At 46.9% G+C, this 14,377-nt stretch carries 12 protein-coding genes; 7 read left to right on the forward strand and 5 right to left on the reverse strand.

From position 1 onward, the window contains the following. Positions 1–47 precede the first annotated feature (47 nt). Positions 48–2,324: a DNA translocase FtsK gene (locus AC3A8L_RS04885; RefSeq protein WP_487961123.1), complete on the reverse strand. Its 2,277-nt coding sequence runs from the start codon at positions 2,322–2,324 to the stop codon at positions 48–50. 381 nt (positions 2,325–2,705) lie between these two features. Here AC3A8L_RS04885 and trxB point away from each other — a divergent pair, with 381 nt between their 5' ends. From trxB to AC3A8L_RS04900, 3 genes are read left to right on the forward strand one after another with little or no spacing between them, the layout of a single operon-like run. Then, entirely contained in the window at positions 2,706–3,650 is a 945-nt protein-coding gene (trxB, locus tag AC3A8L_RS04890; RefSeq protein WP_487961113.1) for a thioredoxin-disulfide reductase, read from the forward strand. Between the two features lie 30 nt (positions 3,651–3,680). Continuing rightward, a complete protein-coding gene (gene aat / locus AC3A8L_RS04895) occupies positions 3,681–4,433 on the forward strand; it encodes a leucyl/phenylalanyl-tRNA--protein transferase (RefSeq protein ID WP_487961114.1) in 753 nt (250 codons plus the stop codon). Between the two features lie 7 nt (positions 4,434–4,440). Further along, complete coding sequence (locus AC3A8L_RS04900; RefSeq protein WP_487961115.1) at positions 4,441–5,157, forward strand: arginyltransferase; 717 nt, start codon at positions 4,441–4,443, stop codon at positions 5,155–5,157. Positions 5,158–5,298: 141 nt separating this feature from the next. Here AC3A8L_RS04900 and secF read toward each other — a convergent pair whose 3' ends face one another. The 4 genes from secF to queA form a co-directional block, all read right to left on the reverse strand. After that, complete coding sequence (secF, locus tag AC3A8L_RS04905; RefSeq protein ID WP_487961116.1) at positions 5,299–6,219, reverse strand: protein translocase subunit SecF; 921 nt, start codon at positions 6,217–6,219, stop codon at positions 5,299–5,301. Positions 6,220–6,242: 23 nt separating this feature from the next. Further along, positions 6,243–8,132 (reverse strand): protein translocase subunit SecD, encoded by a 1,890-nt coding sequence (gene secD / locus AC3A8L_RS04910; protein WP_487961117.1) that lies wholly within the window; start codon positions 8,130–8,132, stop codon positions 6,243–6,245. A gap of 162 nt (positions 8,133–8,294) precedes the next feature. Continuing rightward, complete coding sequence (gene tgt / locus AC3A8L_RS04915; protein ID WP_487961124.1) at positions 8,295–9,452, reverse strand: tRNA guanosine(34) transglycosylase Tgt; 1,158 nt, start codon at positions 9,450–9,452, stop codon at positions 8,295–8,297. An 8-nt stretch (positions 9,453–9,460) separates the two neighbouring features. Further along, the gene (queA, locus tag AC3A8L_RS04920; protein WP_487961118.1) at positions 9,461–10,525 is read right to left on the reverse strand and encodes a tRNA preQ1(34) S-adenosylmethionine ribosyltransferase-isomerase QueA; all 1,065 of its coding nucleotides are present in this window, start codon (positions 10,523–10,525) and stop codon (positions 9,461–9,463) included. Positions 10,526–10,670: 145 nt separating this feature from the next. Here queA and AC3A8L_RS04925 point away from each other — a divergent pair, with 145 nt between their 5' ends. The 4 genes from AC3A8L_RS04925 to AC3A8L_RS04940 are packed head-to-tail and all read left to right on the forward strand — an operon-like array spanning position 10,671 to position 14,152. Next, complete coding sequence (locus tag AC3A8L_RS04925; RefSeq protein ID WP_487961119.1) at positions 10,671–11,552, forward strand: glycosyltransferase family 25 protein; 882 nt, start codon at positions 10,671–10,673, stop codon at positions 11,550–11,552. Further along, a complete protein-coding gene (locus AC3A8L_RS04930; RefSeq protein WP_487961120.1) occupies positions 11,549–12,700 on the forward strand; it encodes a UDP-galactopyranose/dTDP-fucopyranose mutase family protein in 1,152 nt (383 codons plus the stop codon). The genes AC3A8L_RS04925 and AC3A8L_RS04930 overlap by 4 nt, the downstream gene beginning before the upstream one ends. 25 nt (positions 12,701–12,725) lie before the next feature. Further along, positions 12,726–13,541 carry a hypothetical protein gene (locus AC3A8L_RS04935; RefSeq protein ID WP_487961121.1) on the forward strand — a complete coding sequence of 272 codons (816 nt, stop codon included), beginning with the start codon at positions 12,726–12,728 and terminating at the stop codon, positions 13,539–13,541. 32 nt (positions 13,542–13,573) lie between these two features. Further along, positions 13,574–14,152 carry a D-sedoheptulose-7-phosphate isomerase gene (locus tag AC3A8L_RS04940; protein WP_487961122.1) on the forward strand — a complete coding sequence of 193 codons (579 nt, stop codon included), beginning with the start codon at positions 13,574–13,576 and terminating at the stop codon, positions 14,150–14,152. The last annotated feature ends 225 nt before the right edge of the window (positions 14,153–14,377 follow it).

A 14,377-nucleotide genomic window follows, 5' to 3' on the forward strand; every position in this document is an offset into this window, starting at 1 on the left:
CGCCCCACTCTACGCACCGCGCTTTAATCGAAGCTGAACAGCACGAACTAGCGTGGCGGTGGCGGCGCTAGCACTTCACGGCTGCCGTTATGGCCTGCAGCAGTAATAACACCCGACTCCTCCATTTGTTCAATTAAACGTGCTGCACGGTTATAGCCAATGCGCAATTTGCGCTGCACCGAGGAGATACTCGCTTTTCGGGTTTCAGTCACAAAAGCAACTGCTTCGTCATAGAGTGGGTCGGACTCACTATCACTACCGCTTTCGCCCTCTTCGCTAAAGCCAGGCACCATAACAGCGTCTGTAGCTTCACTAAATATTTCGTCAAGATAATCGGGCGCACCACGCTTTTTCCAATCGGCAACGACAGCATGCACCTCATGATCATCAACAAAAGCGCCGTGAACACGAATAGACAAGCTTGTGCCGGGTGGCAAATACAACATGTCTCCATGCCCAAGTAGCTGCTCTGCGCCCCCTTGATCCAAAATAGTGCGCGAATCGATTTTAGACGAAACCTGAAAAGCCATACGTGTAGGAACGTTAGCTTTAATCAAGCCCGTAATGACATCAACCGATGGCCTCTGAGTCGCTAAAACCATGTGAATGCCTGCCGCACGCGCTTTCTGTGCAATACGCGCGATTAGCTGCTCAACCTTTTTACCGACAATCATCATCATGTCAGCAAATTCATCAATAACCACCACAATAAACGGCAGTCGATCTAAATCTGGCGCCTCCTGAATACCAATCCCAGCCTCATCCGGCAGCCACAGAGGATCTTTTATTGGCTCGCCGGACTTGGCAGCATCCGAGACTTTTTTGTTGTAACCCGCCAGGTTTCGCACACCAAGCGCAGCCATTAATTTATACCGCCGCTCCATCTCCCCCACGCACCAGCGCAGGCCTGTGGCGGCGTCTTTCATATCGGTTATAACCGGAGCCAATAAATGCGGTATGCCTTCATAAACAGAAAGCTCCAACATTTTAGGATCGACCAACAGGAGTCGAACTTCCTCTGGGGTGGCTTTATAAAGAATACTCACCAACATGGAGTTAACCCCCACCGACTTACCCGAACCGGTGGTTCCCGCCACTAACAGGTGAGGCATCTTGGCTAAATCGGCAATTACCGGCTGCCCCGAAATGTCGTGTCCCAATGCAAAGGTTAGGGGTGAACGTGACTTTTCGTAAATATTTGAGGCAATAACCTCGGACAAGCGCACCATTTCACGCTCTTCGTTTGGGATCTCAATACCAACAACAGATTTGCCTTGAATAACCTCGACAACACGAACACTAATAACCGCCAATGAGCGTGCAATGTCTTTGGCTAAGTTAGTAATTTTGCTGGCTTTAACACCCGGTGCAGGCTGAATTTCAAATCGAGTAACCACAGGACCCGGCAAAACCTGCACAACTTCGGCCACCACACCAAAATCTTTAAGTTTCAGCTCTAGCAAGCGCGACATTGCCTCGAGCGATTCTTCCGAGAAGCCTTTTTTATCATTTTTTTGAACGGGTTCGAGCAGACCAATAGCGGGCATTGCGCCTTCAACCGGTGATTCAAACAAGACTTGCTGCTTTTCTTTTTCAATACGCGGACTTAGCTCAACTTTAGGCTTGGGCAAGCTGATAGTCGGCGCTTTGCGCTCTTGTATGTGCTTAACCTGCTTCTCGACGGCAACCTGTCGCTTTATTACAGTTTCTTTAACCGCCTTCCTTTCCATACGGCGAAAGCGGCGGCGCTCGAGATAGTCTCGGAAACGTCGAGACAACGACAAAATGCTCGCACCAATAGCATCCATTACCTTTAACCACGAGATATCAACAAAGATCGTCAGGCCAAAAAGAAACAAACTGACCAACATGAGGGATCCGCCAATCACCCCAAAAGCAGAGTCCACCGAATTAGCAATGGACACACCCAAAGCACCGCCCACTGACAACGGTAAAGACACTGACGCCTCACCTTGATAGTGCACCGCCATGCCCGTGGCCGACACCATCACTAGGCACAAACCTACAAATCGCAAACCTAAGACAATAGGATCGAAAGCATCGGATTGCCTATCGCGCATAACGCACCAACCTTGATAGGCCAACATCACGGGAAACAAATACGCCATATAACCAAACAAGGTAAAAGCCACATCCGCTAACCACGCACCTGCTGGGCCACCCGCATTGGCGACGCCGGTATTTGTGCCCGTATTCGACCAACCGGGATCAAAAGGATCAAAGGTAGCCAAAGCCAAGGTTAAAAATCCGCAGGTCGCTAATAGCGCAATCAACAACCCTTCTTTCAGAATAATCGACATCATGCTGCTACTTTTGGCTTGCACGGGCGGCGGTAGCGGCTCACGCTTACGCGCCCTCGACTTTCGAACGGGCTTATCGAAGGGTTCATTATCTTCGTTAACGGGGGTATCTATGTTGCTTTCACTCACAAAGTGCCTCGGCGTTGAATTGACGCAATTGAAATATTCTACTGGAATAAAAGCACAAACAAACCAAACTTTCCGCTAAGTTTTCAATCACACCATGAATGAACAACAATGAATGCATAATGAATTCATGGCGAAGGCGGTAATTTTCACTTAATATAGCCTCCCTTTTTGCAAGTATAATAAGGTAAAGTCTCAATATTGCCTTATATAACACTAATAACATTGAACCTATCAAACTGAAATTAGGATGTAGCTATGACTGACTCTCAGCACCGTCGCCTTATTATATTGGGCTCAGGCCCCGCTGGTTACACCGCAGCCATCTACGCGGCGCGCGCGAACCTAAATCCCTGCCTTATAACAGGCATGCAACAAGGCGGTCAGCTCACAACAACAACTGAAGTTGAAAACTGGCCCGGCGGCGCTCACGACCTACAAGGTCCCGACTTGATGGTCGAAATGCAACAGCACGCTGAACGCTTCGATACCGAAATGATTTATGACCACATCAGTGATGTCGACCTTAGCAGCCGTCCATTTAAGCTTACAGGTTCTGGCGAATACACCTGCGACGCGCTAATTATTTGCACGGGCGCATCTGCTCAGTATTTAGGCCTTCCCTCAGAAGAAGCCTTCCAAGGTAAAGGCGTAAGCGCTTGCGCCACTTGCGATGGTTTTTTCTATCGCGATCAAAAAGTGATTGTTGTGGGTGGCGGCAACACGGCTGTTGAAGAAGCTTTATATCTTTCCAATATCGCTAAAGAAGTGGTTCTGGTTCACCGCCGCGACTCATTGAAATCTGAAAAGATTTTACAAGACCGCCTCTTTGAAAAAGAAAAGAACGGTAATGTCACCATTATGTGGAACCATCAACTCGATGAAGTGCTCGGTGATGACTCTGGCGTTAATGGTGCTCGACTAAAGAACACACAAGATGGGTCAACTGTAAATGTTGACGTCAACGGTGTTTTTATTGCTATTGGCCACAAACCCAATACAGACATGTTCGAAGGCCAGCTGGAAATGCATAACGGCTACCTTGTGGTTAAAAGCGGGTTAGCAGGCAACGCTACGCAAACAAGTATAGAAGGCGTTTACGCAGCGGGCGATGTAGCCGACCATATTTATCGCCAAGCAATCACCTCTGCCGGCTCTGGCTGTATGGCCGCCTTAGATGCCGAGAAATTCCTCGACAGCTAGTCATCTCACTGTAATTTTATTGAGTCAAGAATGATACAGCCAGTGTGGTTGGGGGAAGACCCAACAAGCTTCCCCCCAACCTCACTGGCGCTTACAGACCCCAATGGCCTGCTGGCTGTAGGGGGCGACCTATCTCCCGCCCGCCTTATCGCCGCCTACTCCAAAGGCATATTCCCTTGGTTCAACGACGGCCAACCAATCCTATGGTGGTCCCCAGAGCCACGAATGGTTTTCACGCCTGGCGACATCCATCAAAGTAAAAGTCTCAAAAACTATGTTAAAAAAACACCCTGCTCCGTAACGCTTAATTGCGACTTCGAAGCCGTCATCGCCCACTGCAGGCAACCTAGGGCGCAGCAAGACGGCACTTGGATAACCGACGAAATGATGGAAGCCTACATCGAGCTTCATTATCAAGGCTTTGCCCACTCTGTTGAAACTCGCGCTGCCGACGGTCGCTTAATTGGCGGATTTTATGGCGTCGGCATTGGGGCCGTTTTTTTTGGCGAAAGCATGTTCAGCCTGCAAAGTAACGCATCGAAAATAGCAATCACCCAGTTTTCTCAGTGGGCACAAGAGAAGTGCTTTGCAATGATTGATTGTCAGGTCGAAAACCCGCACCTTCAAACACTGGGTGGCAACTTAATCTCACGCAGGGACTTCGAGTTGGTGCTAAAAGAGCACACCACAGCCAAAATGGATCACTTTAAAGATCTGTGGCAAACTCATACCGGAAGTACCATCTTTAGCAATGTAGATACATTTAATACAGCACAGGATTAAAAACACAGTGAGTGACCTTTCAGAACTCAAGCTGTTTACTACAGGTGAGCATGACTGCAGCTACCTCGAAGGGGAAAAAGCGACGACGCTATTTGTTGACCCTGCAGCCCCTATGGATGACTATTTATATAGCGCCTTATCCCAAATAGGGTTCAGGCGCAGTGGTGGCAACATCTATCGCCCTCACTGTCATGACTGTGCCGCCTGCGTTTCCATTAGGGTCCCCGTCCACAGCTTTGTTTTATCACGCACACAAAAACGCTGCTTAAAACTAAACCATGATTTAGACATTGAGGTGACACAAGAGCCCGACATGGACGAACATTATGCGCTGTATGAGCGTTATATTGATGTAAGGCACAGCGATGGCGACATGCACCCACCCAGCAGGCAGCAATATTTGGATTTTTTGAACAACCCTCTAGGCTGCACAAATTATATTGAGATGAGAAAAAAAGGGGAGCTGATTGGCTGCGCAGTCAGCGATACACTTGAAAATGGCCTATCCGCTATCTACACCTATTTTTGCCCAGATCAAACGGCGAGAAGCCTAGGGCGCTTTGCCATTCTGTATCAAATAAAGCGAGCAGAACAATTGGAGCTGCCCTACCTTTATTTAGGCTATTGGATAAAAAATTGCGAGAAAATGAATTACAAAAGCCAATATAAACCCCTGCAGCTTTTAGTTAACCAACAGTGGATTACGGTAAATCCCACAGACTAAACATAGAGTCGTGGGCATTAATCGGCATTAATGGACTGAAGATTTTTTGTGAGGGGCGTTATTTAAACTCTACAGGTAACTGAATATTTCGAAACAGAACACGCTGGCTCAACCGCAGAGCTGAGCCAGCACAAAAGAAAACTAAGGTAGCTCTTCTAATTCCTCGCCTTCCACTTCAACTTTAGGTGGCATCAAATCTTCCTGCGTTACTTTCATCGCCAGCAATATGGATGAGGCCACATAAATAGACGAATATGTTCCCACGCAGACACCGATAAGAAGAGCGGTGGCGAAGTTATGAATCATTTCACCACCCACAAAAAATAGCGCCAGTAACACTACGATAGTAGTGCCCGATGTCATTAATGTACGCCCTAGTGTTTGTGTGAGGGAGTAATTAATAATTTCCACTACAGACATGTCACGGACAATTCGAAAGTTTTCTCGCACCCGATCATAAACAACAATAGTATCGTTTAATGAGTACCCAATAACAGCCAATATAGCCGCGAGAACCGTAAGGTCAAAATCAAGCTGAAATAACGAGAAAATACCCAACACAATAATCACATCGTGAACTAGGGCAGCAACGGCGCCAATAGAGAATTTAAATTGAAAGCGTAAAGCCACGTAAACCATCACAACGGCTAGCGCGAACAACATACCTAAACCACCATCATCACGCAGCTCCTCGCCTATTTGCGGGCCAATAAAAGAAGCCTGTTTAACCATTACATCGCGATCACCTGCACTCAAAACTTGACTCACTTGCTGCGCAAGATTGGCCGCATCGCCTTGTATTCGTACCATTACATCGGTATCGGCGCCGTATGCAACAACAACTGCGCTGCTATAACCCGCCTCCACCAGCTGCGATCGAACTTCTTCAAGGTTGGGTGCCTCGGCATACTCTAGCTCAATAGAGGTACCTCCAGTGAAATCCAAACCTAAGCTCAAACCATTAACAAACAACGAACCAATGGATAAAACAATTAGCACCAATGACGCTAATGCTGTAACGCGGCCATAGGCCATAAAACTTATAACTTTACTATCGCTCATATGTGACTCCGAATCTGAGGGCGTTATATCGACACTTTGGTGATTTGGCGGCCGCCGTAAATAAGATTTACAACAGCGCGAGTCACAACAATGGCAGTAAACATTGAGGTTAAAATACCGATTGATAAAGTCACGGCAAAACCTTTAATAGGACCAGAGCCAATACCAAATAGAATTAGCGCTACAATTAGTGTTGTAATGTTGGCATCAAGAATGGTGGTAAATGCGCGATCGAAGCCGGCGTTAATAGCACTTTGAGGTGGCATCCCCGCTTTCAGTTCCTCTTTAATTCTTGAGAAAATAAGCACATTGGCATCTACCGCCATACCTACAGTCAAAACGATCCCAGCCAAACCCGGCAACGTTAATGTAGCAAAAGGGCTCATAATTGCCGCTATAAGCGCGACGTTAAATGCAAGCGCCACATTGGCCGCTATACCGAAAACACGGTAATAAAAAAGCATAATAATAACGACTAAAATCATCCCTAATTTTATCGACTTAACGCCTAGCTCAATATTTTCAGCACCTAATGAGGGCCCAATTGTTCGCTCCTCAACAAATACCATCGGGGCAGCCAAAGCTCCTGCACGCAGCAATAAAGCAAGCTCACCAGCCTCACCTTCACTTAGGCCAGTTGTTCTAAACTCACGACCCAAAGCACTTTGCACCGTTGCCAAGCTAATAATATTCTTAACCGGTATTTGCTCTACAACTTGACGCTCTGTCCCATCAGCTTCAGTCACAAAGCGCGAGCGCGGGCGATACTCAATAAATAGCACACCCAAGCGACGACCAACATTATTGCGTGTTGCACGATGCATAGCATCACCGCCGTCAGCATCTAGCGAAATATTCACTTGTGGCTGACCGGTTTCTTGGTCAAACCCACGTCTCGCATTCGTTACACTCTCGCCAGTAATAATCGGCCTACGCTCGAGGTAAGAACCGCCCGTTCTAGCTTGCACATCTTCTTGGCGATGATTGTATTTTTGGCGCTGACTAAAGCCCGCATCAGGACTGGCTTCTAAGCGGAATTCCAAATTTGCTGTTTTGCCAATCACTTTTTTGGCTCTGGCCGTGTCTTGTACCCCAGGCAATTCAACAATAATACGATTGCGCCCCAAACGCTGCACAAGCGGCTCAGCGACGCCCAACTCATTCACACGATTACGTAATGTTGTTAAGTTTTGAGTAACCGCATGATCTTCAATTTCACGAATAGACTCTTCCGTAAGCTTTGCGGTGATAATAAAAGAGCCACCCTCATTCAAGGATTTACGCTGCATTTGCGGCAGCTCTTCTTTAATAATGTCAGACAGCTGTAATTGAGAGGCCTCATCAGGTGCAGTTACCACTAAAGCGCCCTTTTCTATTGCCGTCTGAATATTGAAAATACGGGCTTTACGCACCGCTTTTTTAATCACCTCTTCACTGTCTTCAAGGCGGTCATTTACCGCTTTGGGGGTGTCCACCTCTAAAACAAAATGTACGCCGCCGGCCAAATCAAGCCCTAAATTCATTGGGCTAGCGCCCATATCACGCAGCCACTGCGGTGTGGTTTGCGCACTGTTTAAGGCCACAATGTACTTATCGCCCTCACCTTTTCGTGCATTTTTGCGATTAATCGCATCCTCAATAGCGCGCTGGGCACGTAATTGGTCTTCTTGTGCAACAAGTCGAATAAGAGCGGAGCCATTATCCTCAAGCACAGCGCTTTTATATTCAACGCCCTCCGCTTTTAGCGATGCCTCCACCTGTTTAAGTACCTTTTCATCAACTTGAAGGTCGATAGAGTAGCCACTTATCTGCACTGCAGGATCTGGTGCATACAAATTTGGTAACGCGTAAACGATGCCAAGCCCTAGAACAACAAGGAGAAGCAAATATTTCCATAACGGATAACGGTTCATGAGAGAGTCCAATGTATTAAATTCTTAAGCTGGCTTGCGCTGACTTGCAATAATCGGTTAGCCATAAATAGGCGCGTGATTATAACCACTTGGCGTTGAATGTGTTGTTTATGGGGGGTAAAGTCGAGAGTTCAAGCCAAAGCTCCCCCATTGCGTCACAGATTATGCTTGCCCATCGATTTCAGTTGCACCAAAAACAGGAACTTCGCGGCCTAGTCTTGCATAAAACTCCACCACAAAAACCTCCAGAGCATTGCGCGAAATAGCATCACGCAAATCGCTCATCAATTTTTGATAAAAGCGCAGATTATGTATGGTATTCAGTTGCGCGCCCAGTATTTCGCCGCACTTATCGAGGTGATGCAAATAACTACGACTAAAGTTTTTACAGGTATAACAATCGCACTCAGAATCTAGCGGGGCCGTATCATGGCGATGTTTTGCATTGCGAATTTTAATAACGCCATCGTGAGCAAACAAATGGCCATTGCGTGCATTACGGGTCGGCATAACGCAGTCAAACATATCGATGCCACGACGAACAGCTTCTACAATGTCTTCCGGCTTACCGACACCCATTAAATAACGCGGTTTTTGCTTAGGCATAACGGGACCTAAGCTATCCAGAACCCGAACCATATCTTCTTTTGGCTCGCCAACACTCAAACCACCAATCGCGTAACCATCAAAACCGATATCCTCTAAGCCGGATAAAGATTCAGAGCGCAAATGCTCGTACATACCACCCTGAACAATACCGAACAGCGCACTCGGATTATCACCATGCGCTAACTTACTGCGCTTAGCCCACCGTAAAGACAAGGCCATTGAGTCGCGCGCTTCTTTTTCTGTTGCAGGGTAAGGTGTACACTCATCAAAAATCATCACAATATCACTGCCCAGATCGCGCTGTACTTGCATCGCAATTTCAGGGTTGAGCGCTACTTTACTGCCATCAATCGGCGATTTGAAAATAACACCCTCTTCAGTAATTTTGCGCATGGCACCTAAACTAAAAACCTGAAAGCCGCCAGAATCAGTCAGTATTGGCTTCTCCCATTGCATAAAATCATGCAAATCACCGTGCGCTTTGATGACTTCTGTGCCGGGGCGCAACATCAAGTGAAAAGTATTCCCTAGAAGAATGTGCGCCCCGGTAGCTTCAATATCGGCAGGCGTCATGCCTTTCACTGTCCCGTAAGTACCCACCGGCATAAAAGCTGGCGTCTCGACAACACCTCGCGGAAATTTAAGTCGGCCGCGGCGCGCACGCGCATTGTGCTCGGGCAACTCACTGGTTTCATCAAGTTCAAACTGCATAAAAGACATTAACAAGGCCCCTGTTCTTTGGCGTTGGGGTTTTTAGTGATGAACATGGCATCACCATAACTGAAAAAACGATACTGCTGCGCAACGGCATGCCGGTAGGCTTCTTTAATAAAATTGTAGCCAGCAAATGCTGAAATCAGCATCAACAATGTCGATTCGGGTAAATGGAAATTAGTAACTAAGGCATCAATGGTTCGAAATGGGTAGCCGGGATAAATAAAAATATTGGTATCGCCACTAAAAGGGCTGATTTCTCCGCTTTGCGAGGCCGTCTCCAAACAACGCACACTCGTAGTTCCAACCGCAATCACTCGACCACCACGCGCTTTAGTTTCGCGCACAGCCTCACATGTCGCCTCATCAACCACCATATATTCTGCGTGCATGTGATGCTCTTCAATATTGCTCACTCGCACAGGCTGAAATGTTCCAGCACCAACATGCAGCGTTACAAAAGCAATATCAATCCCTTTATCTTTGACTGCTTTAAGGAATGCCTCATCGAAATGCAAGCCAGCTGTAGGCGCGGCCACAGCCCCTTTATGCGCGTTGTACACCGTTTGGTAGCGCTCTTTATCTTCCTCAACATCAGCACGATCAATGTAAGGCGGTAACGGCATATGCCCTATCCGCTCAAGTACTGATATCGCCGGATCATTAACGGGGAAATCTACAACGAATAAATCTCCATCACGCCCCGCCACCGTCACATCAACCTGGTCACCATTATCGCCGACTAAAGTCAGCACAGCGCCAGCTTTAGGAGATTTACTCGAGCGGATATGAGCAACCACACGTGTTTCACTCAGCACTCGCTCAACAAGGATTTCAATTTTACCCCCCGTTGATTTTGCACCAAATACCCGAGCAGGAATCACGCGGGTATTATTAAAAACCATTAAGTCTCCTGGCTGCAATGCACCTAACAAGTCGGGAAAGTGCAAATCATCAAGCTGCCCGGTCGGCCCATCAAGCGATAAAAGCCGGCTGCCAGTGCGCTCAGCAGCCGGCGTTTTGGCAATCAAATGTTCGGGCAGGTCGTAATCAAAATCAGAAAGTTGCATAAATCAGAACGTCAAAATAGTCAGTGCCGCACACTGCGGATATGGCACGCTTAAAAATGGAGCGCAAGGGTAGCTGAAAACGCAAGCTGTAGCCAGCGGCGTAGCTCTGATATAATCATTCAATTGCAACCCTGAGCGGCAAAGCATGGCGAACCAAGCACCGATTCAACCCGTATTATTGTGCTCCCAAAATAGCCTGCCAAGCACCGCAGATGTTCAACCTTATCGCCGCAACCGAATTCAATACATGAGCACTCCTCACGACACACAAAGTAGCCCCCGATCATTAGTGCCGCTTATCTATGTCATCAACCTGCCAGAGGCCGAACACCGCCGCAAACACGTCGAGAATCTCCTGAGCAACGCATCACTGGACTACACGATTATTGCCGGCATCAAAGGTAGCGACCTATCTCAAGATGAAATATCTCAATGCTATGACAAAGGCGCGAATGCTAGACATTACCGTCGAGCACTCTCTATTGGTGAAATCGGGTGCTATTTAAGCCACCGACGATGCTGGGAACAATTACTAAGCAGCGAGCACAGCTGGGCTGTAATTCTGGAAGATGATATTGAAATTAAGGGCGATTTTTCCACTTTAATAAACTTAATACCTTCAAAGGTAAACGCTGACATTATAAAGCTCAGCGACGACAGCAACTGCAAGGTCATTGACAGCAAAGCGCTTGCGCCGTCATTTGAATGGGTTAACTACAAGCGAATCCCCAACTGCGCTAACGGCTATATTATCACCCGACAAGGTGCTAAAAAATTACTCGCCAAAACTAAAGTTTATCGACCTGTCGACATTGACATGCAATTTTTTAAAGAGCTCGACCTCAAGGTCTGCGGCATTAGACCTTATTGCATCTGGCCTGCGATATTTGAAAGCCATATCGACGCGCAAGGTAAAGGGGGGTCCCGAAAAACTTTTACTTGGCCTTGGCGTAATTGGCGATACCGGCTAGAACTCTTTTGGCTACGCACAAAACTATCCATGAATATTGAGACAGTAGATCAATGAGTAACACTATTGGTATTGCCGGCGCTGGCTTTTCCGGCGCCGTAATCGCTAGAGAATTGGCCGAAGCAGGCTACAATATTGAAGTCCACGAAAGCCGCAACCATACTGCCGGCAATTGCTTTACCGAACGCGACCCAGAAACAGGCGTGATGATCCACAAATATGGCCCGCATATCTTTCATACCGATAAAGGTCATGTGTGGGAATATCTAAAACAGCACACGGAATTTATGCCTTATACCAATCGCGTCAAAGCAACGACTGGCGGCAAGGTATATTCCCTTCCTATCAACCTTTTAACGATCAATCAGCTGTTTGAGCAAACACTGTCGCCCAAGGAAGCTGAAATTTTCATTGCAGAACAAGCCAATCAAGACATCCAAGAAGCAACGACATTCGAAGAGCAAGCACTCAAGTTTGTAGGGCCAACACTGTACGAAGCTTTTTTTAAGCATTACACCATTAAACAGTGGGGAGTTTCTCCGGTTAGCTTACCCGCCAGCATATTAAAACGACTCCCGGTACGCTTTAACTACGACGACAATTACTTCAGCCATCCCTATCAAGGGATGCCAAAGCACGGCTATACGCCCATCGTTGAATCACTGTTAAATCATTCGAACATTACCGTTCATTTGAATAGTTGCATTACCAAAAGCGACATTAAAAGGTTCGATCATGTTTTCTATGCGGGCCCACTCGACGGATACTTTGATTTCGTCTTAGGCCGACTCGGGTATCGCACACTTGATTTCAAAGAATTTCGCACCGAAGGTGACGCTCAAGGCTGCGCCGTTATGAATTACTGTGACGACAGCAAACCTTTTACGCGCATTACCGAACACAAACACTTCTCCCCATGGGAAGAACACGAAAACACGGTATGTTACGAAGAATATTCGCGCGACGCGGAACCTGAAGATCCACCCTATTACCCGATCCGTTTAATGGGCGAAAAAACTTTGCTTACCGAATACGTCAATCTTGCCAATAACGAGAGCGGAATTACCTTTGTTGGCCGTCTAGGTACTTATCGCTACCTCGATATGGATATTACCATCGACGAAGCCCTACAAACGGCCAAGCAATTTTTGGCCACACATAAAAACCAACAGACGATGCCTAGTTTTTGCATTTCACCGGTTTAAGCGTTTAACTTTTTAAGGTTTATAAATGGACAAGCGTTTTTTAGTTGTCGCACGCGTAGGCGATAATTCGCTCCACTCCGAATGGTTAAAAGGGGCATCGCCAAATTTTGATCTTTTTTTGAGCTATTTTGGAGATCACGCCGAAAAATATAAAGAGCAAGCCGACTTTTACGAGCAACAAAAAGGCGGTAAATGGCCTAAAATTGGCGAAATCGTAGAGCAATACTGGGAGCTAATAAGCACCTATGATGCCGTTTGGTTCCCTGACGATGATTTACTGGCAAGCTCGGCAACCATCAACCAAATGTTCTCATTGTTTAACGGGCATCAACTGTCACTGGCCCAACCAGCGCTTAGCTTACAATCTTTCTACACATTCCCCGCACTCTTGCAAAAACCCAACTATCACCTGCGCTATGTTAATTTTGTCGAAGTGATGGCACCCATTATCAGCCGCGACGCACTTGCTCAATTAAAACATACCTTTGCTCAGAGCCCATCTGGATGGGGCCTAGACAGCCTATGGCCTAAATTAATCGACAATAGCACTCTCGATAAAATTGCCATTATTGACGAAACGCCGATTACCCATACTCGACCTGTTGGCGGTGAGCTCTATAAAAAAAATCCCGAGCTATCGCCGAAGAACGACGTGGCCGCTCTTGCCAAAACCTACAGCAAACTCAACATTCAGCGGCGCGCTTACGAAAACCGCTTTAGGGTCTACCACTATTTAGCGAAATCAGGCAGTAATGGAGGTACCCTTGCATTATTCCGAGGAAAGTGGCAAAAAATGGGGTCGCAAATACGTGCAAAATTCTGCCGCCGCTACCAACCATAATTAATTGGCTTAATACTTTTCGGGAATTGATCATGTCACTGAATGCGCACTACTTATCCAGCCTTAAGCGCCATCAACACGTTTTTGAAACACTTGATAAACACGCGGATGAATTAGTCCAGCTCTATCAACAATGCTCAAACTCGATAAACAACGGCGGGAAATTAATTTTCTGCGGCAACGGGGGCAGCGCAGCAGATAGCCAACATCTTGCCGCTGAATTTATGGTCCGCTACAAAGCCGAACGTGCCCCGATCCGCGCAATTGCATTAACCACCGACACCTCAATACTCACCGCGCACAGCAATGACTATAGTTTTGATAGTGTTTTTGCTCGACAAGTACAAGGCCTTGCAGACCCAAAGGATGTAGTCATTGGACTCAGCACCTCAGGGAATAGTCCCAATATTAATCTGGCTCTAGCCGCAGCCAATACCATTGGCGCCTACAGCGTTGCATTTACTGGTCGCGATGGTGGCGAAGTCAAAAACATCGCTAAACAAAGTATTATTATCAATTGCGAAGAAACCGCACGCATACAAGAAGCCCACTTATTTATTGGGCACTGGCTATGTGAAGCCTTCGACTACGCTCTAGAACAGCAAACTTAAACTCAGCGACGAGGAAACAATATTTCATCCACCAACACTTGATTCCGGCCCCCTTACCTTTGCGACTAAAAGTATACAAATGCACTTTTTACACTGCGACAAGAAAGCCGAGACCCTAGGTAAATTGGATAAATTATGTAACTATTCAGATGGGGTCGAAATAATGCCCACCAAAAGGCGAATTGATTATTTTCTGGGCATTCAAGCGTCAGGAACGCTTGCATA

Source organism: Marinagarivorans sp. (assembly GCF_982758155.1).

Coding starts and splice junctions, on each gene's coding strand:
- AC3A8L_RS04925 (WP_487961119.1), top strand. CDS start 10,671: ATGGCGAACCAAGCACCGATTCAACCCGTATTATTGTGCTCCCAAAAT.
- trxB (WP_487961113.1), top strand. CDS start 2,706: ATGACTGACTCTCAGCACCGTCGCCTTATTATATTGGGCTCAGGCCCC.
- AC3A8L_RS04930 (WP_487961120.1), top strand. CDS start 11,549: ATGAGTAACACTATTGGTATTGCCGGCGCTGGCTTTTCCGGCGCCGTA.
- AC3A8L_RS04885 (WP_487961123.1), bottom strand. CDS start 2,324: ATGATGTCGATTATTCTGAAAGAAGGGTTGTTGATTGCGCTATTAGCG.
- AC3A8L_RS04940 (WP_487961122.1), top strand. CDS start 13,574: ATGTCACTGAATGCGCACTACTTATCCAGCCTTAAGCGCCATCAACAC.
- tgt (WP_487961124.1), bottom strand. CDS start 9,452: ATGCAGTTTGAACTTGATGAAACCAGTGAGTTGCCCGAGCACAATGCG.
- secF (WP_487961116.1), bottom strand. CDS start 6,219: ATGAGCGATAGTAAAGTTATAAGTTTTATGGCCTATGGCCGCGTTACA.
- AC3A8L_RS04935 (WP_487961121.1), top strand. CDS start 12,726: ATGGACAAGCGTTTTTTAGTTGTCGCACGCGTAGGCGATAATTCGCTC.
- aat (WP_487961114.1), top strand. CDS start 3,681: ATGATACAGCCAGTGTGGTTGGGGGAAGACCCAACAAGCTTCCCCCCA.
- secD (WP_487961117.1), bottom strand. CDS start 8,132: ATGAACCGTTATCCGTTATGGAAATATTTGCTTCTCCTTGTTGTTCTA.
- queA (WP_487961118.1), bottom strand. CDS start 10,525: ATGCAACTTTCTGATTTTGATTACGACCTGCCCGAACATTTGATTGCC.